Annotated in this window: 15 protein-coding genes; 6 read left to right on the top strand and 9 right to left on the bottom strand. The window is 55.8% G+C overall.

Going from position 1 to position 20,791, the window contains the following annotated elements; translation table 11 throughout:
• The first annotated feature begins 12 nt into the window (after positions 1-12).
• Positions 13-771, top strand: coding sequence for a hypothetical protein (locus AB1L30_RS19200; RefSeq protein ID WP_367015054.1), 759 nt, complete (start codon positions 13-15; stop codon positions 769-771).
• A 111-nt stretch (positions 772-882) separates the two neighbouring features.
• A complete protein-coding gene (locus tag AB1L30_RS19195; RefSeq protein ID WP_367015053.1) occupies positions 883-1,104 on the top strand; it encodes a hypothetical protein in 222 nt (73 codons plus the stop codon).
• A gap of 70 nt (positions 1,105-1,174) precedes the next feature.
• Here AB1L30_RS19195 and AB1L30_RS19190 read toward each other — a convergent pair whose 3' ends face one another.
• From AB1L30_RS19190 to AB1L30_RS19175, 4 genes are all read right to left on the bottom strand, one after another.
• Positions 1,175-3,049, bottom strand: coding sequence for an ABC transporter ATP-binding protein (locus AB1L30_RS19190; RefSeq protein WP_367015051.1), 1,875 nt, complete (start codon positions 3,047-3,049; stop codon positions 1,175-1,177).
• Between the two features lie 3 nt (positions 3,050-3,052).
• On the bottom strand, positions 3,053-4,156 hold the full coding sequence (locus AB1L30_RS19185) for an ABC transporter permease (protein WP_367015050.1): 1,104 nt from the start codon (positions 4,154-4,156) through the stop codon (positions 3,053-3,055).
• 2 nt (positions 4,157-4,158) lie between these two features.
• Positions 4,159-5,145, bottom strand: a complete 987-nt coding sequence (locus AB1L30_RS19180; RefSeq protein WP_345090225.1) for an ABC transporter permease — start codon at positions 5,143-5,145, stop codon at positions 4,159-4,161.
• A 64-nt stretch (positions 5,146-5,209) separates the two neighbouring features.
• Positions 5,210-7,165 carry an ABC transporter substrate-binding protein gene (locus AB1L30_RS19175; RefSeq protein WP_367015048.1) on the bottom strand — a complete coding sequence of 652 codons (1,956 nt, stop codon included), beginning with the start codon at positions 7,163-7,165 and terminating at the stop codon, positions 5,210-5,212.
• Between the two features lie 394 nt (positions 7,166-7,559).
• On the opposite strand from AB1L30_RS19175, the gene AB1L30_RS19170 reads away from it, so the two are divergent.
• Positions 7,560-11,543 (top strand): HEAT repeat domain-containing protein, encoded by a 3,984-nt coding sequence (locus tag AB1L30_RS19170; RefSeq protein ID WP_367015047.1) that lies wholly within the window; start codon positions 7,560-7,562, stop codon positions 11,541-11,543.
• 140 nt (positions 11,544-11,683) lie between these two features.
• Here AB1L30_RS19170 and AB1L30_RS19165 read toward each other — a convergent pair whose 3' ends face one another.
• Positions 11,684-12,727, bottom strand: coding sequence for a TIGR00730 family Rossman fold protein (locus AB1L30_RS19165; protein ID WP_367015045.1), 1,044 nt, complete (start codon positions 12,725-12,727; stop codon positions 11,684-11,686).
• A gap of 376 nt (positions 12,728-13,103) precedes the next feature.
• On the opposite strand from AB1L30_RS19165, the gene AB1L30_RS19160 reads away from it, so the two are divergent.
• Positions 13,104-13,457: an STAS domain-containing protein gene (locus AB1L30_RS19160; protein WP_367015043.1), complete on the top strand. Its 354-nt coding sequence runs from the start codon at positions 13,104-13,106 to the stop codon at positions 13,455-13,457.
• A 17-nt stretch (positions 13,458-13,474) separates the two neighbouring features.
• Here the strand turns inward: AB1L30_RS19160 and AB1L30_RS19155 are convergent, their stop codons facing one another.
• From AB1L30_RS19155 to AB1L30_RS19145, 3 genes are all read right to left on the bottom strand, one after another.
• A complete protein-coding gene (locus tag AB1L30_RS19155; RefSeq protein ID WP_367015041.1) occupies positions 13,475-13,738 on the bottom strand; it encodes a (2Fe-2S)-binding protein in 264 nt (87 codons plus the stop codon).
• The gene (locus tag AB1L30_RS19150; protein ID WP_367015039.1) at positions 13,735-14,925 is read right to left on the bottom strand and encodes a M20/M25/M40 family metallo-hydrolase; all 1,191 of its coding nucleotides are present in this window, start codon (positions 14,923-14,925) and stop codon (positions 13,735-13,737) included. The genes AB1L30_RS19155 and AB1L30_RS19150 overlap by 4 nt, the downstream gene beginning before the upstream one ends.
• Positions 14,926-14,996: 71 nt before the next feature.
• A complete protein-coding gene (locus AB1L30_RS19145; RefSeq protein ID WP_367015037.1) occupies positions 14,997-15,704 on the bottom strand; it encodes a response regulator transcription factor in 708 nt (235 codons plus the stop codon).
• A gap of 353 nt (positions 15,705-16,057) precedes the next feature.
• On the opposite strand from AB1L30_RS19145, the gene AB1L30_RS19140 reads away from it, so the two are divergent.
• Together AB1L30_RS19140 and AB1L30_RS19135 are read left to right on the top strand one after the other, a co-directional pair.
• Positions 16,058-17,590 carry a diguanylate cyclase gene (locus AB1L30_RS19140; RefSeq protein WP_367015035.1) on the top strand — a complete coding sequence of 511 codons (1,533 nt, stop codon included), beginning with the start codon at positions 16,058-16,060 and terminating at the stop codon, positions 17,588-17,590.
• A 489-nt stretch (positions 17,591-18,079) separates the two neighbouring features.
• The gene (locus AB1L30_RS19135; protein ID WP_367015033.1) at positions 18,080-19,930 is read left to right on the top strand and encodes a mechanosensitive ion channel family protein; all 1,851 of its coding nucleotides are present in this window, start codon (positions 18,080-18,082) and stop codon (positions 19,928-19,930) included.
• 22 nt (positions 19,931-19,952) lie between these two features.
• Here the strand turns inward: AB1L30_RS19135 and AB1L30_RS19130 are convergent, their stop codons facing one another.
• On the bottom strand, positions 19,953-20,744 hold the full coding sequence (locus AB1L30_RS19130) for a methyltransferase domain-containing protein (RefSeq protein ID WP_367015032.1): 792 nt from the start codon (positions 20,742-20,744) through the stop codon (positions 19,953-19,955).
• Between the last annotated feature and the right edge of the window lie 47 nt (positions 20,745-20,791).

Here is a 20,791-nt window from a genome sequence, read left to right as displayed (position 1 = left end):
AGGAGCTGCCTGATGACGATTGCCGAGGAACTTCTGAAACGCTTTCCACCGAGCGAGCAGGGTCTGGTCGAGTGGCTTTGTCCGCAGATGAGCGATGCCAGGCTCCAGGAAATCGCCATGGCGGACAACGGCTTCGGCAAGGAAGAGATGTTCGTGCTGCTGAAGCAGCTATGCAGCACCGGCACCTTTGTCAGGCCGATGGATGTCGATCTCCGGGAGGTGCTGAGCCTGACCTGTTGGGTCGATCCCGATCGACCCAATCCACCACCCTACCCGCCTGGTCCGACCGCCGAGGAAGGGCATCGAATTCGGCTCTTTGCATGTGCCGTACGTCTGCAAGATGAAGCGGATCCATGTGATGCGTACGACACTTGCCTGGCAATCGCTTTGGAGAGTGCCGCCGTTGTCGGATCAGAGGCGGACCAGCATTTGGGACGCTACCTGACCTGGCGGATCCCTTTAGAAGCTGCGCCACGATTTCGCCTTCTTTGCCGACTCGGGCTTCTCATTCTATTGCTGCGAAGTAAATCGATGGCGGCCGACCCGACCATGCTCGAACAACTTGCCAATCAGATCATGAATGAAGAGCATCTCGGGGGTCGCCAGTGGCGTTACTGTCCGACCGATCCGGAGCCAAGCGATTACAGCGTCACGCATGGGTTCTGGAAAAAGACGATCGCGGCGTTTCGGCAGCAGGCCCGCATGGTCGAATCGGCCGACCTGCGAGAGAAGCTGGAACTTTGCGCGCTATTGGTTACGCCTGCATCGTGAGCTTCGTTTGCCTATGCACCGACAGAGGCATGCCAGGCCGAGAAATACAGGCTATGCTTGAAATAGAGATTGAGGCAACCACATGACTTTTTTCAGTAAGTGAGGTTAGCCATGACTCCGACCACCTATCATCACTGGAAGCTGAATCAGATCGGTGGCGCCGTTGCGGCGATGGGCATCTTCTTGATCTATGGATCGGTACTAGAACATGGTGCCGCCCAGTCGATGCCTTCGATGTTTCCATCCGGCCTCTTTGCCGTGTTGGCAGGGATGGGAGTGTTTGCGATGGGCGTGTCGATCTACCTAAAGCATTGGAACGAGCATCACGCTTAAACGCTCCGATGCTACGTGAAGCGATCGAGGTACCTGGCGGGGACTTATAGAGTCCCCTGCCCTGGCGATCTTATACCGACGCCACCGAGCTGAGGCGTTCTGCCCGGGCCTGTTTGCGTTCTTCCTGACGCTTGATGATGTGTTCCAGGTCGTCACGCGGCGTGGCGTTGATCAGCTTTCGCGTGTATTCCTCTTTCGGATTCGCGTAGATATCTTCGGCCGGACCGAACTCGACGATCTCGCCGGCGTTCATCACCGCCATCATGTCGGCCATAAACTTCACCACACTCAGATCGTGGCTGATGAAGATGTACGTCAGGCCGAGCTTTTCTTGCAGGTCTTTCAGCAGGTTCAGCACTTGAGCTTGAACCGACACGTCCAAAGCGGAGACCGATTCGTCGCAGACCAGGAAGTCTGGCTCGACGGCGAGTGCTCGGGCAATGCAGATACGCTGACGCTGACCGCCTGAGAACTCGTGCGGGTAACGACGCAGGTGGTCGGGGTTCATGCCGACTTCGTTCATCAGGTAAGCAGCGCGATCGCGTTGATCTTTCTTCGAGCCACCGATTCCCTGAATCACCATCGGCTCACAAACGGCTGACTCAATCGTCATACGTGGATTCAAGCTGCCGTACGGATCCTGGAAGATGATCTGGATCTTCTTTCGCATTTCGCGAAGGGCTTTGCCACGCAGCGAACGGACATCGATCCCCTCGAACTCAACGGTGCCGCTAGTCGGTTCGATCAATCGCAGAATGGCTCGGCCGGTGGTTGTCTTGCCGCAGCCAGACTCGCCAACGAGACCCAGGGTTTGTCCTCGGTAAACATCAAAGCTGACGCCGTCGACTGCTTTCACATGCCCTTGAACCCGCGAGAAGATCCCTTTACGAATCGGGAAGTGGACCTTCAGATCGCGTACCGAAAGCAGCGGGTTCTCGTTGTCAGGAACGCACTTGGTATCGGCCGAGTAGACGTCGTCACGCCACTTGTGTCCGATCGCTTCGAGCTGTGGTTTCGGATGGAGAAGACGACCGCGACCGGTGACCATCAACTGGTCGAACTTCTCGGGCGTCATTTCCTTTTCGGTGATCTCGATGCCGGTCGGCGTTTTCTTCGAGTCCATGAAGTCGCTCACCGTTGGCAGGCGACGGAACTTCGTGTCGAGGCGTGGTCGACAAGCGAGCAGACCCTTAGTGTACGGATGCTTGGGATTCTCGAAGATTTGGTGGATGTCGCCATGTTCGACGATGTTACCGCGATACATGACCAGCACGTGGTCGGCGATTTCAGCAATCACCCCCAGATCGTGCGTGATGAACAAGATCGACATGCCGCGGCTATCACGCAGGCGGCGAAGGATGTCGAGAATCTGAGCCTGGATTGTCACGTCGAGCGCCGTCGTCGGTTCGTCGGCGATCAGCAGCTTCGGATTGCAACTCAGTGCCATGGCGATCATCACGCGTTGCTTTTGCCCGCCAGACATCTGATGCGGATAGTAATCGACACGCTTGTGCGGTTCCGGAATGCCGACTTCGTCGAACAGTTGAATCGTCTTTTCGCGGGCTTCCTTCTTGCTGACCTGCTGATGCAGTTGGATCGCTTCCATGACCTGGGAACCGACGGTGAAGACCGGGTTCAGCGAGGTCATCGGTTCCTGGAAGATCATGCTGATGTCTTTACCGCGGATCTTCCGCATCGCGGGATCGGGCAGTCGCACGAGATCGGTACCAAGGAACGAGATCGTTCCACCTTCGATCTTGGCATTGCGCGACAGCAGTTGCATGATCGACAGCGAAGTGACTGACTTGCCGGAACCTGATTCGCCGACGATGCCGAGGGTTTCCCCTTCATCGAGCGAGAACGAGATACCGTCCACCGCTTTGACGGTTTCTTCGCCGTGGAAGTAAGTCTGAAGGTTGTCAACTTTAAGCAGTGTTTTGATCATCGTTTAGACGTCGCGGGTGCGAGGATCGGTGGCTTCCTGGATGCCTTCGCCAATCAAGTTGTAGGCCAAAACCGTGGTGAAAATCGCGAGACCAGGGAAGAAGCTCAGCCACCACATCGAACGAATGTGGTCCTGACCTTCTTTCAGGACATCGCCCCAGGTCGGAGTTTGCGAGTCGGCCCCGATACCGAGAAAGCTAAGCGCACTCTCGGTGAAAATTGCCCCGGCAATCCCGAAACTGATCGGCACCAGGATTGGAGCCAAGGCGTTTCGCAGAATATGTACGAACATGATTCGCAGTGGTCCGGCTCCCATCGCTTTGGCAGCGGCCACGTATTCAATCTGTTTCAGTTTCATGAACTCGGCACGCGTCAAGCGAGCGATCCCGGTCCAGCCGGTCAGTCCGATCACAAACACGACCTGCCAGATGCTGGGGCTGACCACCATCGCCAACAACGCGATCACCAAAATCAGCGTTGGCACGCACAAGATGATTTCAATGAACCGCGACAGGATGAAGTCGACCCAGCCACCGTAGTAGCCTGAGACCGCTCCGATAATGATCCCGATGACCGAAGCAATCGCCATCGAGACAAAGCCGACTAGAAGGGCGACGCGAGTACCATGGACCAACTGGGCGAAGACATCGACGCCGACGCTGCTGGTGCCAAAGAAGTGCTGGCCACTCGGATTGCCCTCGATGCTGAGGGGATTCGCAGGTTGCCCTTCAAACCAATCGGCCTGAACGCGTTCGATCGGGTCTTGGCGGATCAACGGCCAGATTGCCCAGCTATTGGGGTCGTTCTGTTTGAGGTTGGGTTCGTAGCGATTGTTGAAGTGATCGCCGGTGGTGAAGATCGCGTTCTCCCACGACGGGTTGTAATAGCCCATCGCCGGGAAATAAATGTTGCCTTTGTAGTAGCAGACGATCGGCTTCGTGCCGACGATCGCTGGCGAGAAGATCGCGACCAGGCCCAGGAAGATCACGTAGATCAAGCCGGCCATGGCAAACTTACGCTTGCGGTAATGTCGCCAACTGGTAGCCCAGAAGCCGAGCGACTGCTGCGGCTTGATCGGTTGTTCGGCGAGTTCTTGAACGGCGCTCATGCTTAGGAATACGTGATCCGAGGGTCGACAACTGCGTAAAGCACGTCAGCCAACAGCTGGCCGATCAGAGTCATGACAGAGAACATGAGCACCAGGCCCATGATCACAGGGTAATCGCGTTGCGAGATCTTTTCGATGAAGAGCCGTCCGATCCCGTCCCACTGGTAAATCGATTCCAGAATAACCGAGCCAGCCAGCAGGGCCGGCAACGTCAGACCGACCAGCGTGAGCAGTGGAATCAACGAGTTGCGGAAGGCGTGCACAACGAGCGCTCGGCGAGGGCTCACCCCTTTGGCCAGCGCGGTGCGAATGTAATCTTGCTGAATCGTTTCCAGCATGTTCGCTTTGATGAAGCGGGTGTAGTACGCCAGCGAACCATAGGTGAGGCAAGTAATCGGCAGGATCACGTGTTTCAGCACGTCCCACGTTTTGCCGAGCGTGCTGAGGCTGCTGTAGTTCTCGCTGGTCATCCCGCTGAGCGGTAACCAGTCGAGCTTCACCGCGAAGAATAAGTTCAAATAGATGGCCGCCACGAACGTCGGTAACGCATACAGAATGTACAGCGTGATCGCCAGCGTGCGTTCGCCTGGCGTGGCGTTCTTCGCCGTTGAGTAAAGCCCCATCGGTATACAGAGCATATACGTCAACAGCAGCGAGGTGACGGTTAGCTTGAGCGTGTTGGGAAGTCGCGTGCCGATGATGGTGGTCACACGGCGGCGGTCCGAGAAGTTGATCCCGCGTCCGAGGTCTCCCTGGAACACGTTGCCCAGCCAATAGCCGTACCCGACGATCCAATGCTTATCGAGATGGTACTGCTTCATCAGCTCTTCCTGCTGACGTTCGTCCATCATCTGCCGCACGTTGGCGGTCTCGGTCATCTGCGTCAGTGGCGTGCCTGGCATGTTACGGATCAAACCGTAGACCAGGCACGTTACCGCCAGGATGGTAAAGACTCCAATAAATAAGCGGCGTGCAATATACGTCAGCATGCAGCCAGTGCTCCCTGGTTGTCTCGAAAGAGGGGCGAGGATCGCGTTACGCTAGGCCCAGTGGTTATTCCGACTGGGCTTTCCAAACCGAGAACGCACCTGGTTCATAGAACCAAGGTCCGGTCGGGCTGAACTGGTATCCTCGCATGCGCTTATTGAAGCCATACAGGTCAGCGCGGTAATAGAGCCAAGTGTATGGCTGATCCTCGTAAAGGATCTTGGCGATGTCATGATAATGCTTGGCTCGCTTCTCGCGGTCAAGTTCGGCTAACCCCAATTTGTACAGCTTGTCCACTTCTGGATTCGAGTACTGACCATAGTTTCGGGGAGCCCCGGTGCCGTAGATATTGTCGGTCGAGAAAGGATCGCCACCGGCACCCCAGCCTGCCATCAGGGCATCGAAGTTGTGGCTGCGAGCCTTGTCTTGCAGGACGGTCCACTCGAACTGACGAGGTTCCGCCTTGATACCAAGCTTACCCAAGTCGTTCGAGACCTGGCGAGCAATCTGTTCCGAGACTGGGCTACCGGCTGGGTGCATCAATTGGAACGAGAAGGCGACCTTCTTGCCGTCGATTTCCTTGTCGAGGATGCCGTCGGAGTCGGAGTCGGTCCAGCCAGCTTCGGTCAGGAGTTCACGCGACTTGGCCAGGTCGGTGTCATACATCGGCAGCGAAGGCTGCGGAGCGAACCAGGCTGAAGGATGGAACGGGCCGTTGGCTTGTTCGTGGATGCCCTTCATGATGCCGTTAATGATCGCGTCGTAATCGATGGCGTGGCTCATCGCGCGACGGGTGCGAGCATCGTTGAAATAAGGCGTCTCGGTATTCCAGGCGATGTGCCCTTCCGACCAGGCGATGTGCTTGACCTTGATGTTCTTTTCGTAGAACTCGGCCGTGTTGGTTTCGGTGTCCCACTTGGTGGCCGAGATCTGCGAGTCGTCCAGCTTGCCGGCGGTCATCGCCAACAAAGCCTGGTTCGGGTTCTCGATGATTTCCATACGGATCTCAGCGAAGTGTGGCTTCGCTTGGATCTGCTTGCCATCCTTCATGTAGAACGACTCGCGACGCTTCAGCACGATACGCTGATTGCGATCACGCTGTGTCACTTCGTAAGGACCACCAACGGTTGGGTGAATCTCTTGTTCCAGGAAGAAGTCGCTATCGGTCAGCGTAGGATCAACTGCGATAGCTGGCTCGTACAAGTGCTTCGGCACGATCGGGAATTCCAACTTCATGTCGTTCACCGGGCTCGACATCTCGTGGAAGATCACGAAGGTGTGGTCGTCGTAGGCTTTGATCAGCTTCACCTTGTCGAGCGAGCTTGGCAGGGCTGGGAACATTACGCTCAGCTTCGGATGCAGCAGCACCTTGTAGGTGAATTCCCAGTCGTAGGCGGTGATCGGCGTGCCATCGCTCCAGGTCAGGTCGTCGCGAATGACCACCTTCTGAATCGTGTTGTCTTCGTTCCCCTGCCACGTCTTGATGAAGCGGCCATCGCCGACCGATTCGAGATCGATGGTCGAAGTCGTGGCCGAAACGCCGCACATGTAAACGTAGAAGAAGTCACCCACCGAACTCATACGCAGTGGGTTCAAGCTGTTGACGTCACCATTTTCGTGGTGGACCCAGCTGGCGTCTTGTTCGGCTGGATTCTCTTTGGATGGTTGGATCCGCATCGACTGAAGGATCTTCTTGTAGTCGGCGTCATCCTTCGGTCGGATTTCGCAGGCTTCCGCCGGAGTCATTGGCGGTTTGAAATCTTTCAGCTCTTCGTCCAGATGGGGAAGCGGATCGACGACGGTCTTGTCGGTCCACTTGTTGGCCGAGTCGAGCTCTTCCAGGGTGGCTGGCGGGGTGAAGTCAGGGAATGGCAAGCCTTCATCAAAGTTAAATTCCTTGATGGCCTGCTTGAGCTCTTCCGGAGAGAGATCGGAAGCTCCGCTGGTACAGCCGACCAGCGCGGTCAGCATCAACAAAGAGAAGAAAAGATGGATACCCAGGGCGCCACGGACAACTGTCATTACGCAACCTCTTACCAAGAACGCATCGATAAAAGGCCGGCGTCGGCTACTCCTTCGCCGCTAGCGGAGCTGTCTACTGACCCATTCGATGCATATTTCCTAAACAATCCCCTTCGAATCGTAAACGGATAAAAAAAGTGGGTCAATAACGGCCGCTCTGCGGATTCCCTTGGCTCAAGTGAATGGAGGGAGGTCGCTCTTTGCATATTTCGGGGGGAACGAAGTGATAGCAGGTCCACTTAGGCAATTTTTGCCAGTTGTTGCGATTTTGCTGATTTTATGGGAGGTCAGACCCGATCTTTCCAATGAAGGATGAGACTTGATTGCGCCGGGCGTGGGTTTTCGTACGCTACCCGCACCAAGCAAACGTTACGTCATTGGTATGAGATTGAAGATGTCCACCACCCTCAAAACTCCTTGGTTGCTGCTGATCGTCGCCGCGGTGCTGACAACGGCAAGTCCCAGCATGGTCCATGCCCAGGCTACCGAGCCTCAATGGATCTGGGCGCCGCAACACCAAAAGGACCAGGTGCCATCGGCAAGTTGCTACTTCCGAAAGAACATCCGCATCTCGCAGATGACCGGTGGTCAAATCATGATCACCGCCGACGACGAATTCGAGATGTGGATTAACGGAAAAAAAGTCGCGGAAGGAAGTAACTGGAAAACCCGTCGAAATTTCGACATTTCTCAGTATCTCGAGATCGGTACCAACGTCATCGCCGTCCAGGTGAGAAATACCACCGGCAATAGCGCAGGTCTGCTTTCCGAGATCACCATCTTCGGACCGAACAATCAGAAGGTGACCTTCCCATCGAACTCGACCTGGCGAACCGATTTGCGACCGTTCCCGCTGTGGCAATCGAACTTCTATAGCGATACCCGCTGGTCCAATGCCATGGAAATGGGACCGGCGAACACCACGCGTCCTTGGAATGTCGCGGCCCCGGCAGCGGAACCTGCGCAGACCGCGGCCGCCCCGACCGCACGACCCAACGGACCACCTGTGCCGCCAGCTCCGACGTTTGCCGAAGTGCCAAAGCCTTCGCAGCGTCCGATCGAAGCCAAGCCGATCTCGACGGCCAAGAAGACCCCGGCCAAGCAGCCTGAAGTGGCCGCGACCCCAACTGAAGAAAAGGCGCCGACCGAAGAATCGCGTTTCCGCATTCTGCCAGGCTTTGCCATTCAGGAAGTGATCTCCGCTGAAAAGACCGGCGCTTTGATCTCGATGACCTTCAACGAATTCGGCAACATCATCGCCTCGAAAGAAGGTGGCAACCTGATGCTGCTGTACGACTCGAACGATGACGGCGTCGTCGACTCGATGCGTACCTACAACGACACGATCAAGAACGTCCAAGGTATCCTGCCCCTCAACGGCGACGTGTTTGTCGTCGGCGAAGGCTCGGAAGGGACCGGCTTGTATCGCTTGAGCGACACCGACGGAGACGGCGACGTCGAAGAAGTCGGCACGCTGGTCAAGTTCGATGGTGCCATCGGCGAACATGGCCCGCACGGTCTGGCCCTCGGCCCGGACGGCTTGATCTACATGGTCGCCGGTAACGATACCAAGCTCGACTCCGAAGTTTCCGAATCGAGCCCACACCGTCACTTCTACGAAGGGGACCTCGTTCCTCGCTTTGAAGATCCAGGCGGTCATGCCGTCGGTGTGAAAGCCCCAGGCGGCATGGTTCTGCGAACCGACATCGAAGGCCAGTCGCTGCAAATCGTGGCAGGCGGTATTCGTAACGCCTACGACCTGGCATTCAATCGCGATGGCGACTTGTTCATCCACGATAGCGACATGGAATGGGACGAAGGCTTGGTCTGGCATCGTCCGACCCGCATCTATCAAGTGATCCCTGGCAGCGACTTCGGCTGGCGAAGTGGTTGGGCGAAGTGGCCTAACTACTATCCAGACTGCGTGCCGCCGATCCTGGAAACTGGGGCTGGTTCGCCAACCGGTCTCGTGGTCTACGATCACTTCAAGTATCCAGCCAAGTACCAGAATCGCTTGTTCGTGACTGACTGGGCCAACGGCCGCATCAATACGATCGATCTGAAGCGAGAAGGTGCCGGTTACACCGCCAAGAGCGAAGCGTTGCTCGAAGGCAAGCCGATGAACGTCACCGATATCGAGGTTGGTCCCGATGGCTGGATCTACTTCACCACCGGTGGTCGTGGCACGGAAGGTGGCCTCTACCGAATCGTTTATAAGGGAGACACGCCGGAAGGTGTGGATAACCTTGGCGAAGGAATCGCGAAGGCGATTCGTCATCCACAGCCACAAAGCTCGTGGGGACGTCAACGCATCGCCGAGATCCAGTCGGAACTGGGCGACCTGTGGAATCCACAGATTCAAGGCGTGGCGATCGCGAAGGAGAACCCTCCTTACTACCGAACCCGTGCTCTCGACTTGATGCAGCTTTATGGTCCGACCCCAACCCAGAGCATGCTGTTGGACCTGACCAAGGATGATAACGACGAAGTTTGCCAGAAGGCAGTCTCGCTGCTGATTAACTATCCTGGTGAAGAATCGGTTGATTGTCTTCGTAAGCTACTGGCCCACGACAGCTCGGCTGTTCGTCGCGAAGTTTGCGAAACGCTGATCGAGATCAAGGGGGAAGTGAACCTGAGTGAACTGCGTCCGCTGCTGACCGCGGCCGATCGTCGCGAAGTGTACGCGGCTCGTCGACTGCTCGAGAACCAACCGATTGACCAGTGGATCGAAGACGTCCTGGTGACCGATTCGGCCAGCTTGTTCAACACCGGTAGTGTGGCTGCCATGGTTGCTCAGCCCGATCACGACATCGCACTGCGAATCGCTCGTAAGGCTCAGATGCGGCTGGATGACTATCTCTCGGATGACGAGTTCATGTCGATGTTGCGAGTCATTCAGTTGGCCATCCATCGTGGCGACTTGAACGATAACGAACTGCCAGGTCTGGCCGATCGCATCGCGGTCGAGTTCCCCGCAAGTGACGACAAGATGAATCGAGAATTGATTCGCACCCTGGCTCACTTTCAGGTTTCTGACATCACTGATCGGTACATCGCTCACCTCGATAGTGATATCCCCGCAGCCGAACGTTTGAACCTCGCCATGCACATGTCGTTCATCCGCGAAGGCTGGACTTCGGAGCAGAAGTTGAAGCTGCTGGGGCACCTCGAAAATGGTTTGAAGATCGAAGGTGGTGAAGGCCTGCGAGGCTACATCGAAACGGCTACCAAAGAGTTCGTGCAGTGCCTCACACCGCAGGAACAGTACGTTGCCTTGACGATGGGACATATGTGGCCCAACGCTGCCTTGGCTGTCCTGTTTGAGTTGCCGGAGAATCCTGATGAACAAACGTTGAACATCTTGCGGATGATCGACGAAGAGCTGGTCGGTGACGACTCGGCCGTGGCAGCCCGGATGCGAAAAGGGATCGTGGCGATCCTCGCTGGTAACGGCACGCCCGAGAACATGGCTTACCTGCGAAACGCCTTCGAGCGAGAACCAGAACGCCGTGCCTCGATCGCGTTTGGTCTGGCCCAACAGCCAGAAGGCCCGAACTTCCCATTGCTGGTCAAATCGCTGCCGGTGCTCGATGGTCCATTCGGAACCAACGTTATCGAGAAACTGGCGACCAGCTCTGAAACGGAAAACGATCCTCAGGCCTTCCGTCAGCTGATCTTGCTGGCTCTGCGGAACGACGCGACCTGCAAACAAGCGGTCAACCAGCTGCTGATCAAGTGGACGGGCGAAACGGTTGCTAACCCAGGCGATCCTTTCGACAAGCAGATTGCTGCCTGGCAAGACTGGTTCACCGAGACCTACCCAGACCTGCCGGAAGCCAAACTGGTGGACTCGGAATCGAGCAACTGGAACCTGGACGAACTGCTGGAGTTCCTCACCTCGGAAGATTATCACGGTGGTGATATGACCTCAGGGGCGGCGATCTTCAAGAAGGCTCAGTGTGCGTCGTGCCATCGTATGGGCAACCTGGGTGAAGCGATTGGTCCCGACCTGACCGAGATCTCGCGACGCTTCCAGAAGAAGCAGATTCTGGAATCGATCCTGTTCCCGTCACATGTGATTTCGGACCAGTACGCGACCAAGCAAATCTTGACGGTCGACGGCAAGGTGATCTCTGGCCTGGTTTCGACCAGCCCCAGCGGTGGCTACATCGTCATCGACAGCCAGGGTAACAAGACCACCGTGGCCGAAGCCGACGTCGACGAACTGGCACCATCGAAGGTTAGCGTCATGCCAACGGGCTTGCTGGATCAGCTGACCGCCGAAGAGATCGGCGACCTGATGACCTATCTGAAGGCGAACAAGGAAGCTCCTCGCGGCCGCATCGCCGACCGCTCGCGTCGAAACACCACGCGATAGTTCGCTCAGCCAATCATTCAGAGGTGGCGGGCCAAGGGGGGCTCCGCTGCCGATGAAATAGCAAAGGCCGCCAGCCATATTTCCTGGCGGCCTTTTTTCGTTGGGTTCATGTAGGGCGTCTGCCGTGGGCATCGCAGGCATTAGGGGAACTCGCGGGAGGCAGGCTCGATACTGCCGGCGTTGATGCAATCCACCAGCAGGCGGAGTCTTCCGAGGTTGCGTCGGTTGAAGTTGAAGACGAGCCTTGGCATGTGCTGCAGATCGGATTCATCTTCTTCGCGCAGAGCCCGGCGGACCTCGAAGTCGCCACTGCTCAGGATATCGCGGAATTCCTCGCGGATTTCATTCAACAGCGAGTCGGCGATCGGAGTCTTGGTGCGGATCACCAATTGATGCCGAACGTAACGCATGCTGTGATATACCTTGTAGAACTGTTCGATCTCGGCGACCGCTTCGTCGACGCTATCGGTCACCTTATACAGGGCGAAATCTTCTGGCGAGATCAATGCATCGTGGTGCAGTGACTCGCGTATGAAGTCGTCCAGCTTCCGCCAGTATTGCCCCCCAGGTGCATCGAGCAGCACGATCGGAAACAGGTCTCTTTTGCCGGTCTGCACCAGCGTTAGCACCTCGAAGGCCTCGTCGAGGGTGCCGAACCCCCCTGGCAGACAAACGACCGCATCGCATTCCTTCACGAACATTAGTTTGCGCGTGAAGAAGTATTTCATGTTCACCAGTTTGTCATCGCCCAGGATGACCGGGTTCGCTTCCTGCTCGAACGGCAGGACAATGTTCAAACCCATCGCCGCTTCGCGACCAGCACCGCGGTGCCCGGCTTCCATAATGCCGCTTCCGGCACCTGTGATCACCAGCCAACTATCGCGTGCCATATGGGCGGCAAACTCTTGAGCGGCCAAATAAGTTGGATGATCTGGGGCAGTTCTTGCGGAACCAAAGATGGTGACTTTGCGTTTATCTCTGTAAGGCGTGAAGACCTTGAACGCGTATCGCAGTTCTTTCAGCGATCTCGCTAGAAGCTTCAGATCGCCTCGCGTCGCTTCATCGCGTTGCAGTTTATCCGCAGTTTGTCGGATCTGTTCCAGAAGGTTATTGATCTCAATCGTTCGGCGCTTGTCATGAGCTGGCGAACGTTCGTCGGAGTCCGTTTCTTCGAATCGGTTCAACGCTCCATCTCCTCTCGCATGATTTCCTAGGCACGGCTATCCGAAAGTCTGTGGAAAACCGTACAACCGAACCCGCTTCAAGTAGGGCACCCAGAGGAATAATAGGGCATCCCTCTGCAGGCACGGATAGTTCAGGGTGGTACTCAAGTATACAATTGTTTTGAAATCACTTCGTAAATATTTAAAAAGTTGAGGGGTTGTTGTTACGGAGATAGAAAGATAAACTACCCGACAGACTGGTTTTTCTCTAATTGCCGGTTTTGTGCTTGACACTAGGGTGGCTCCTAACCTTCCCTGCGACTGTTTGACGCCTAGTCTGTCGGTTTGAACTAACCCCCACACCTTAGTTTTGCCTGCCAACATCGGCACCTATGTAATGGTCAACATTCTGCGCCAGAGAGACATCACGATTCTCGACTTTGGGCCAGAGTATCTGAGTCTGGATGAGTCGAACTTAAGCAAGGTCGTTCAACAGATCGTCGAGGTTGCGAAACATGCAACACCGCCGCTGGTGATCGTCGACCTTTCGCACACCGAATCGTTCGGATCGTTCTTCATCCAGTTTTTGATTCGGATCTGGAAGCTCATCAAGAAGCGAGGCGGTCAGCTAGTTCTGGCAGGCCTTAACGAAGACTGCCTGAACGTACTGAAACGGTCGAAGATTGAATCGCTCTGGCAGCGATATCCGACCCGAGAAGAGGCGTTGGACGCCTTCAAGACGCCCGAGTAATCGCGAGCTGACGGCCTCTATTGCTCGCGTTCTTTCTTGTCGCGAATATAAGCGGCGCGACTTTGCTGGTATTGTTTCGAATCTGGAATCGGTTCGGCGTCCGATTGCTGTTGATTGTCAAAGATCCTCTGCAGAAACGGGCGGCACCAGCCACAGCCGGTTCCGGCACCGCCACACTCTGATAGTTGAGATGCCCGGCGTGGCTTTTCGATTCGGCAAAAGTTCTGCACTTTGCGAAGGCTCACGTGGAAGCAAAGGCAGAGTTCATCTTCAGGCTTCATTCGGCGGCTCCTGCCCCTGAGGCAATCTGTAAGGCGACCTCGCAAGCGATGTAGAACTGCTCGATGTCGAGCATCTCGGTCACCATGTGCTGGTTGTGTTGACCACACCCCAGTGTGACAGTTGGAACTCCGTGCCGGAACATCCAATTGGCATCGAGGCCACCATTAGCAATCGAAGCAAATGGTTTGTGTCCTAGGTCATTTAAGACGCGACTGGCCAACTGGACACTTGGGGTTACCTCCCCCATTTTGAATGCTTCGTAGTTTAGATTTCCATCAAACTGAACCGACGCGTGTTGGCCTTCTGTATTGGTCACTTCGGTTGCGGCTTGCCGAAAGGCTTCCTCGAAGCGGCGTACGAAAACTTCAATGGAAGAAGTCACGTGACTGCGAACTTCAGCTCGCAGTTGCACACGATCCGCAACCACATTAGTCGCATGGCCCCCTTCGATCACGCCAATGTTGCTAGTCCCTTTCAACTCGCCCTGGTCGATCTTTCCCAGCAGTCCGGCAGCATGCAGTTTAGCGATGGCTAGTCCCGCGACGGTAATCGCGCTGACACCTTTCTCAGGAGCGACACCGGCGTGACTTGCCTGGCCGCGAATGTCGATCGTCATCCGATAACCGCCGATCGCACCGACGGTCAGTTTGGTGGGATCGCCACCATCCCAATTGAAGGCCAGCTCTGGTGAACCGAGCATTGCCGGATCGAGGTTCTTCGCGCCATGCAGGCCGATCTCTTCCTGCACGGTAAACAGAAATGTGAGCGGACCGTGCGAGGTGCCTTCTCGCAAGATCTCGGTCGCGGCAAATAGCACCGCCGCGACGCCTGCACGATCATCGGCACCCAGGCCGGTATGATCATCCTGGGAAACAACCTGGTTGCCTTGGACCACCGGACGAGCGTCGACGCAAATCGGCACAGTATCCATGTGGGCCATCAGCATCCGACGTGGTAGAGAAGTCGTGCCATCCAGCTTCACAATCAGATTGCCGGTTGTGCTTTCCGGAATCGGGCACTTCAGATGCGCGGTGTCGAACTCGAGGGCGTCGGCAGAGAGGCCGGCCTGAGTGAGTTCCTGTTGAACCTTCGCCGCCACCTCGGATTCCAATCCGCTTTTGCCCGGGATCGCCATCAGGGCGAGAACCAGTTCGAGGGCACGTTCTTTTTGGGCGGCAGTCAGCATAGCGAACTTTCTGAAGTAGGACGAACTCCGGGGCAGACGGATTCATCCTACCACAAACGGTCGCTCTACTTTTAGTCGTCCTTCTTTTGACGGTCGACGAACTGAAGCTCTGGGTGAACCAAACCTTCGTTCACGGCAAAGATCAGCATTTCGTTGATCGTCTGGACCTCGAGCTTGATCTTCAGGTCCCCCACCGTCTTGTTGACCGTGCGTTCGCTGATATCGAGGGCGTCGGCAATTTCCGATTGCGTTCGACCGAGAGAAAGTTCGCGGAGCACGCCGATCTCGCGATCGCTTAAGGTCGCCAGTCGTGACGACGTGACGCCATCTTCCCGCTCGACCAGGCGTTTGTCTAGTTCTGGTGAGAAGTAGGTATTACCGGCCGCCACATGACGGATGGCAAACGCGAGGTTCCGAAGTGATTCGGAATGCTTCGAGACGATTCCGGCGGCGCCAACCGCCAGGCAGCGGTCCAAATAGTTATCTCTCGGGAAGCCGGTATAAAACAGGATCCTCGAATGACCGCCAGTGCTTTCGGTGATTTGTTTGCACGCCAGGAACGGATCAAGGCCATGCATGTGGATGTCCATCAGGACCACGTCAGGCTTCAATGATGCCGCCATCGCAAGACCGGCTTGCGCATGCGTGGTGTGACCGACGATCTGAATTGATTCGTCGGAGCCGAGGACTCGCGAAACGGCACGCATGATCGCGTCATCGTCATCGACAACGAGCACGCGTGGAAATGGAGTCGGTGTGTTACTTTTCGCAAGCATCATCAGTCTGCCCCTGAATCTACAAGCTGGGACTTCATAAGCTGTCGCCGTAAATAGAGCGAAGCGGATTAAAAAACTGGGCTATAGGGGCAACCCCTGGGGGAAGTATAGGTTGCATTTTTCAACATGCGGGAGAACCGCAAAATGTGTGGGAACGCGCAAAACTCTTGAGCCTCGGAACTTCGAATCCTATCTTGCACGATTCGTTTGACCGGACGCGTTTGTGATCTAAGTAACTATATAGAGGTTACTGCCCCCAAGCGCGAACACGTGCTAATAACCTCTGCGATCCTCTGGCTTGTCTCCGGACAATCGCTACGATCGTTATTGTTGTCTCGGTAAGCGCGTATCCAGAGATGTCCGAATTCACACTGCTTCACCTGCTTCTTTGCCTCATCTTCTTCAAAATTGGCTATGTTGCCGCAACCTGGTTGCGGTATCCTGCGGCAAAGCAGAAGCAAGCCACACTGGTAAATGATCAAGAGCGAAAAGTCGTTCAATTGCCAGAAAGTCCCGTGACGCCTGATAGCACGGCCGTTACGACGGTCGCTGCGGAAGACCTGAGCGATGTCGTGGACGAAGTTCGCGACCTGGCCAAGGGAATGCGGACGGACGTTCAAGCCCATTCGCAATCGGTCGAACAAATCAATCACGACCTGGTCAGTATGACCAACATGTCGGACCCGGACGCCGTAACACGCGTCATCTCGCGATTGATGGAAGCAAATCGTCATCTCGATTCGCGTTTGAACGTGGCCGAAGCCCGCTTGCAGGAACAATCGCAACTACTGCGTTCGCACCGTGTCGAAGCACGTACCGATGCGTTGACCGGCTTGCCGAACCGCCGTGTATTCGACGAAGAGATCGCGCGTCTGTTCAACGAGAAACGCGAATCGAAACGCCCTGCCTCGCTCATTATGATCGACATCGATCATTTCAAAACATTCAACGACCGCAACGGACACCAGGCCGGCGACTATTGTCTGCAGAAAGTGGGCGAGGTCATTCGCTCGGCCGTGAAAGGTGTCGGCGGAATTGCGATGCGATATGGTGGCGAAGAGTTCGCCGTGTTGCTGCCGGCAACCGAGTTGTTCGATGCCAAGCTGACTGCTCGACGAATTAACTCGCATATCGAACGCCTGCCTCTCGAATTTGAAGGACGTCCGCTGAAGGTCACCGCCAGTCTCGGTATTGCCGAAATCGTTCGCGACAGCGAGCCTGCGGAATGGCTGGGGCGTGCCGACCGTGCGTTGTACGCGTCGAAGCGTCGTGGTCGTAATCGTGCGTGCTGGCACGATGGCAAGACCTGCCATGAAGTGCCCCATCGTAAGGCCGATCCCGCAGTGGAAGCCTCCGAGGAGTCGTCGGCGATCGGTCGCCGCGATGCCTTCATGCTGGATGTGAGTCGCCGTCTGGCGCTTTTCCATCGTAAGCGTCAACCACTCGCAATGATCCTGGCGAGTGTCGATTCGGTTGATGGCAAGCCGCTTGATTCGCATCACGACTCGAAGAAAATTCAGAGCGCCGTCCTGCAAGTCTTTCAAGCGATCTTGCGAGATATGGATCATATTTGCCAGATGGGTGACAACCAATTTGGTGCGATGCTACCTTCCGCCACCGGCGAAGAAGCGTCGGCCGTCGCGGAGCGAGCACGTCAGGCAATTGGTCGATTGGAACTGCAAACAGCAACCGACACCATCAAGTTGACCATCTCGTGTGGTGTGTCGCAGGCCTTGGAAGGTGACGAAGCACAGCACATGGTCGCACGTTGTGAAGCCGGTCTGAAGCATGCTCAAGATAAGAGTGGCAACTCGGTCTATCTTGTTCGGAACGAATGCGATTGGGAGGCTCCTCGCCGCATGACTCGCGAGGCAGTGATAGCAAGCTGAAAGAAGTTCAGTTTTCTCTCCGATTCTTTTCAAGAAACGGGCTTGATCGGTTTTTGGAAAACCAATAACTTACCGCCTCACACGGACGACATGACTTCCTCGCGGAGTAAAAAACGTGTCGTTCGTGGGCAAAATCGATGAGGTGTTTCCTGCATAGGGAAAGCTGCTTTTGGCGGCTTTCCGCGGATCGTGAGCCGGCCGTTTGACAAGGAAGTTGAACGTCTCGCTTGAAAACTCTCGATGGCGCAACCGAAAGAATCGGCTCATTTCGACAGGATGTCGATTCCCTGAACCGACCAATCGCTCCCGGAGAAGAACGGAATCCTTTGCCCCCCTGGGATCCGAACTTTCCGGGGGCCTTTTTTATTTCGAACCGAACGAATAGCATCGTTGGTCTCTAAGAAACTTCCCGCACTGATTCGCGGGGAAGGTACGTTAGCATGGCAGCGATCCATCTCCCTAACGTAGTTCGGTTTGACTTCCCCCATCATGGCCAGCAAATTGATTCGCGAACTGTTTGGCGGCATCTTGCTCTGTCTGCTGCTATTGGCAGCATCGGCCCATGCGCAGGCGATTCCTGGAATCACCACCGGTGATGGCGTCGCGGCCGAGAAGCCAGCAGAGGCGCCGGCGGTCGATCCCAAGCTGCTCCTCAAGCAAGGGAATCCTCAGGTAACCGTCAGAACATTTCTCGAGGCGATTGAGGATGCTGATTACGATACGGCAATTGAATGTGTCGACTTCAGCGATCGGCCTGAAATTCAAAAGCTCTCGCAGCGCGATCTTTGCTACGAGTTGTTTCAGCTGCTTTCCACGCTATGGGATGTGAATCCGGACCTTGTTCCGGAAAAGACCGATAAGATCGAGGTTCCTGTCTTCGGCGATGGTGATGGCCGGGTTCCCTTCGATCAAGAGGAAGACGCTTCCAAGATCACGCTGACCAAAGGCCCCCAGGGGCTATGGCGGTTCAGCACGAAAGCTGTCGAAGCCGTCAGCGATCTGATGAAGAAGTACACGCCCGATATCGAGGCGCAAGAAAAGCGAGACGAACAGAGCGGCGAATCCGACACGAAGCCGAAGCCAACCTTTGCCTTATGGCTCGAATCGCAAGTTCCCCCGTTCTATCGCGAAGAACACTTTCTGCTGCCAACCTACCAGTGGATTTGTCTGCTCGCATTGATCGTGGCAGGCTACCTGGTTGATGTGGTCCTGCAGGTGCTCTTGCGATTCATCCGCCGGGTTCGCTTCGGGCGAACACCAAACGACGAAGACATTCGCCAGGCATTCGAGAAGGCTTGGACGCCGATCGGTCTCACGGCAATGGCGATCACGTGGTATTACGGACTATGGCTCTTCCGTCTGCCCGATCTGTTTCGCACGATTTTGTTTTACGGCGTACAACTGTTCGGGATCGTTTCGGCGATCTGGTTCTTCTTTCGCATGATCGATCTGGTTATCGTTCACCTGATCCATGCCGCCGCCCGAAATGGCAAGAAGTACGACGACCTGCTGTTGCCGGCGATCAGCAAAACATTGAAGACCTTTTCGGTCTGCATCGGCATTCTGGTGTTTGCTGAATCGTTTTCATTGCCGATCGTGGGTTTGCTGGGCTCGCTCGGTATCGGTGGTATCGCGATTGCGTTGGCTGCGAAAGAGACGCTGAGCAATATCTTCGGCTCGCTCACTGTGATGGTCGATCGACCGTTTGAAATCGGCGACTGGGTGATCACCGAAGGAGTTGAAGGTACGGTCGAAGCGATGGGGCTTCGTAGTACCAAGATTCGCACGTTCAACAACAGTTTGGTGACGCTGCCGAACAGTCTGCTGATCACCGCCAAAGTCGACAACATGGGGAAGCGAACCTTTCGCCGAATTAAGACGGTGATTGGTGTGCAGTACGATACGACCCCGGAACAAATCGATGCCTTCTGCGAAGGGATTCGCGAGCTGATTCGACGTCAGCCTTACACGCGAAAAGACTACTACCAGGTATTCTTAAACGAGTTCAATTCAAGCTCGCTCGATATCCTGGTGAACTTATACCTCGACTGCGCGGACTGGAATATCGAACTTCGCGAACGCCACAAATTGTTCGTGGGGATCGTTCGTTTGGCCAAACGCCTGGGAGTTCAATTCGCGTTTCCAACGCAAACGATTCATCTACATCAGGAAGAGCCCCAGTCTTTCGCTGGTGCCGACGAACTGCCGGAAGAATCGGGACGCCGTGCCGCCGCCGAGATTGCAGGGCCATTGCCGCTGCCGAACGAACGTCGTGGTCTGGTCGATTTTCCAGGACCATACCACTACGACGATATCGATTCGAGGCGTCGCAAAAAGTAGCGTTATCGAGAAACGGAACGCGTTACTTCTCGCACAACGCGATCCATCCGCTCGCCCGCCATCCGCCAAACAACCACGAGTTAGGAAGCTCTCCCTGGCGATCCATCCGCAGTGGAATCTGCCGCACGACCTTGAAGCCGCTTTGTTTCAAAGCTCGGGCAAATTCGCCCCGGCTGAAGACGTGCAAAAAGAAATTGGGGATGCCGCGGTAGCGATAGTACTTATCGCCCCGTTCCATCCCTTTGGTCATCCGAGACTTCACCAGGTGCGATGCCAGCCAATACGCTCCATTCGGTTCAAACAGGTTGAACCAGAAGTTATGCACGTGCACAACGAATCGTCCGCCTGGCTTGAGCATGCGATAGGTATGGTCGAGGAACGTCCGTCGATTGTCGGCCCCTTTGATCATGCCCAAGGTGCTGAACATGCAGATCGCGTGGTCGACCGATTGGTTCGCAATCATATCGAGCTCGCACAGATTGGCTTCGACACACGCGATGTCGAGCTGCTCTTGCTTCGCTTTCTCGGCGACGATGCGTAGCATCTCAGGCGACAGATCGACCGCGAGTCCCCGGTTGCCACGGCGAACCAGCGGAATCAGTGCCCGAGCTGTGCCACAGCCGAGGTCCGCCACCAGGCCTTCAGATGGAATGAAGTTGGCGATGGTCTCTTCGTCGAACTGGAAGTCGCTGCCGAACGCCAGATCTTCGTCGTAGCCATCCGCGATCGCGGCCGACTCGATATAGTCGAGCGAACCACGGGTAACGCCGGTCGGAAGCTGCCACGAGGGGCGGGAGGAAGGCGAAGAGTTCATTGCAGGCTGTTGGTCAAAACGAAGCGAGTAAGGTTTGCCGCTTGTTA

Source organism: Bremerella sp. JC817 (assembly GCF_040718835.1).
Taxonomy (GTDB): Bacteria; Planctomycetota; Planctomycetia; order Pirellulales; family Pirellulaceae; genus Bremerella.
This window is presented reverse-complemented; position numbering and strand designations above follow the sequence as displayed.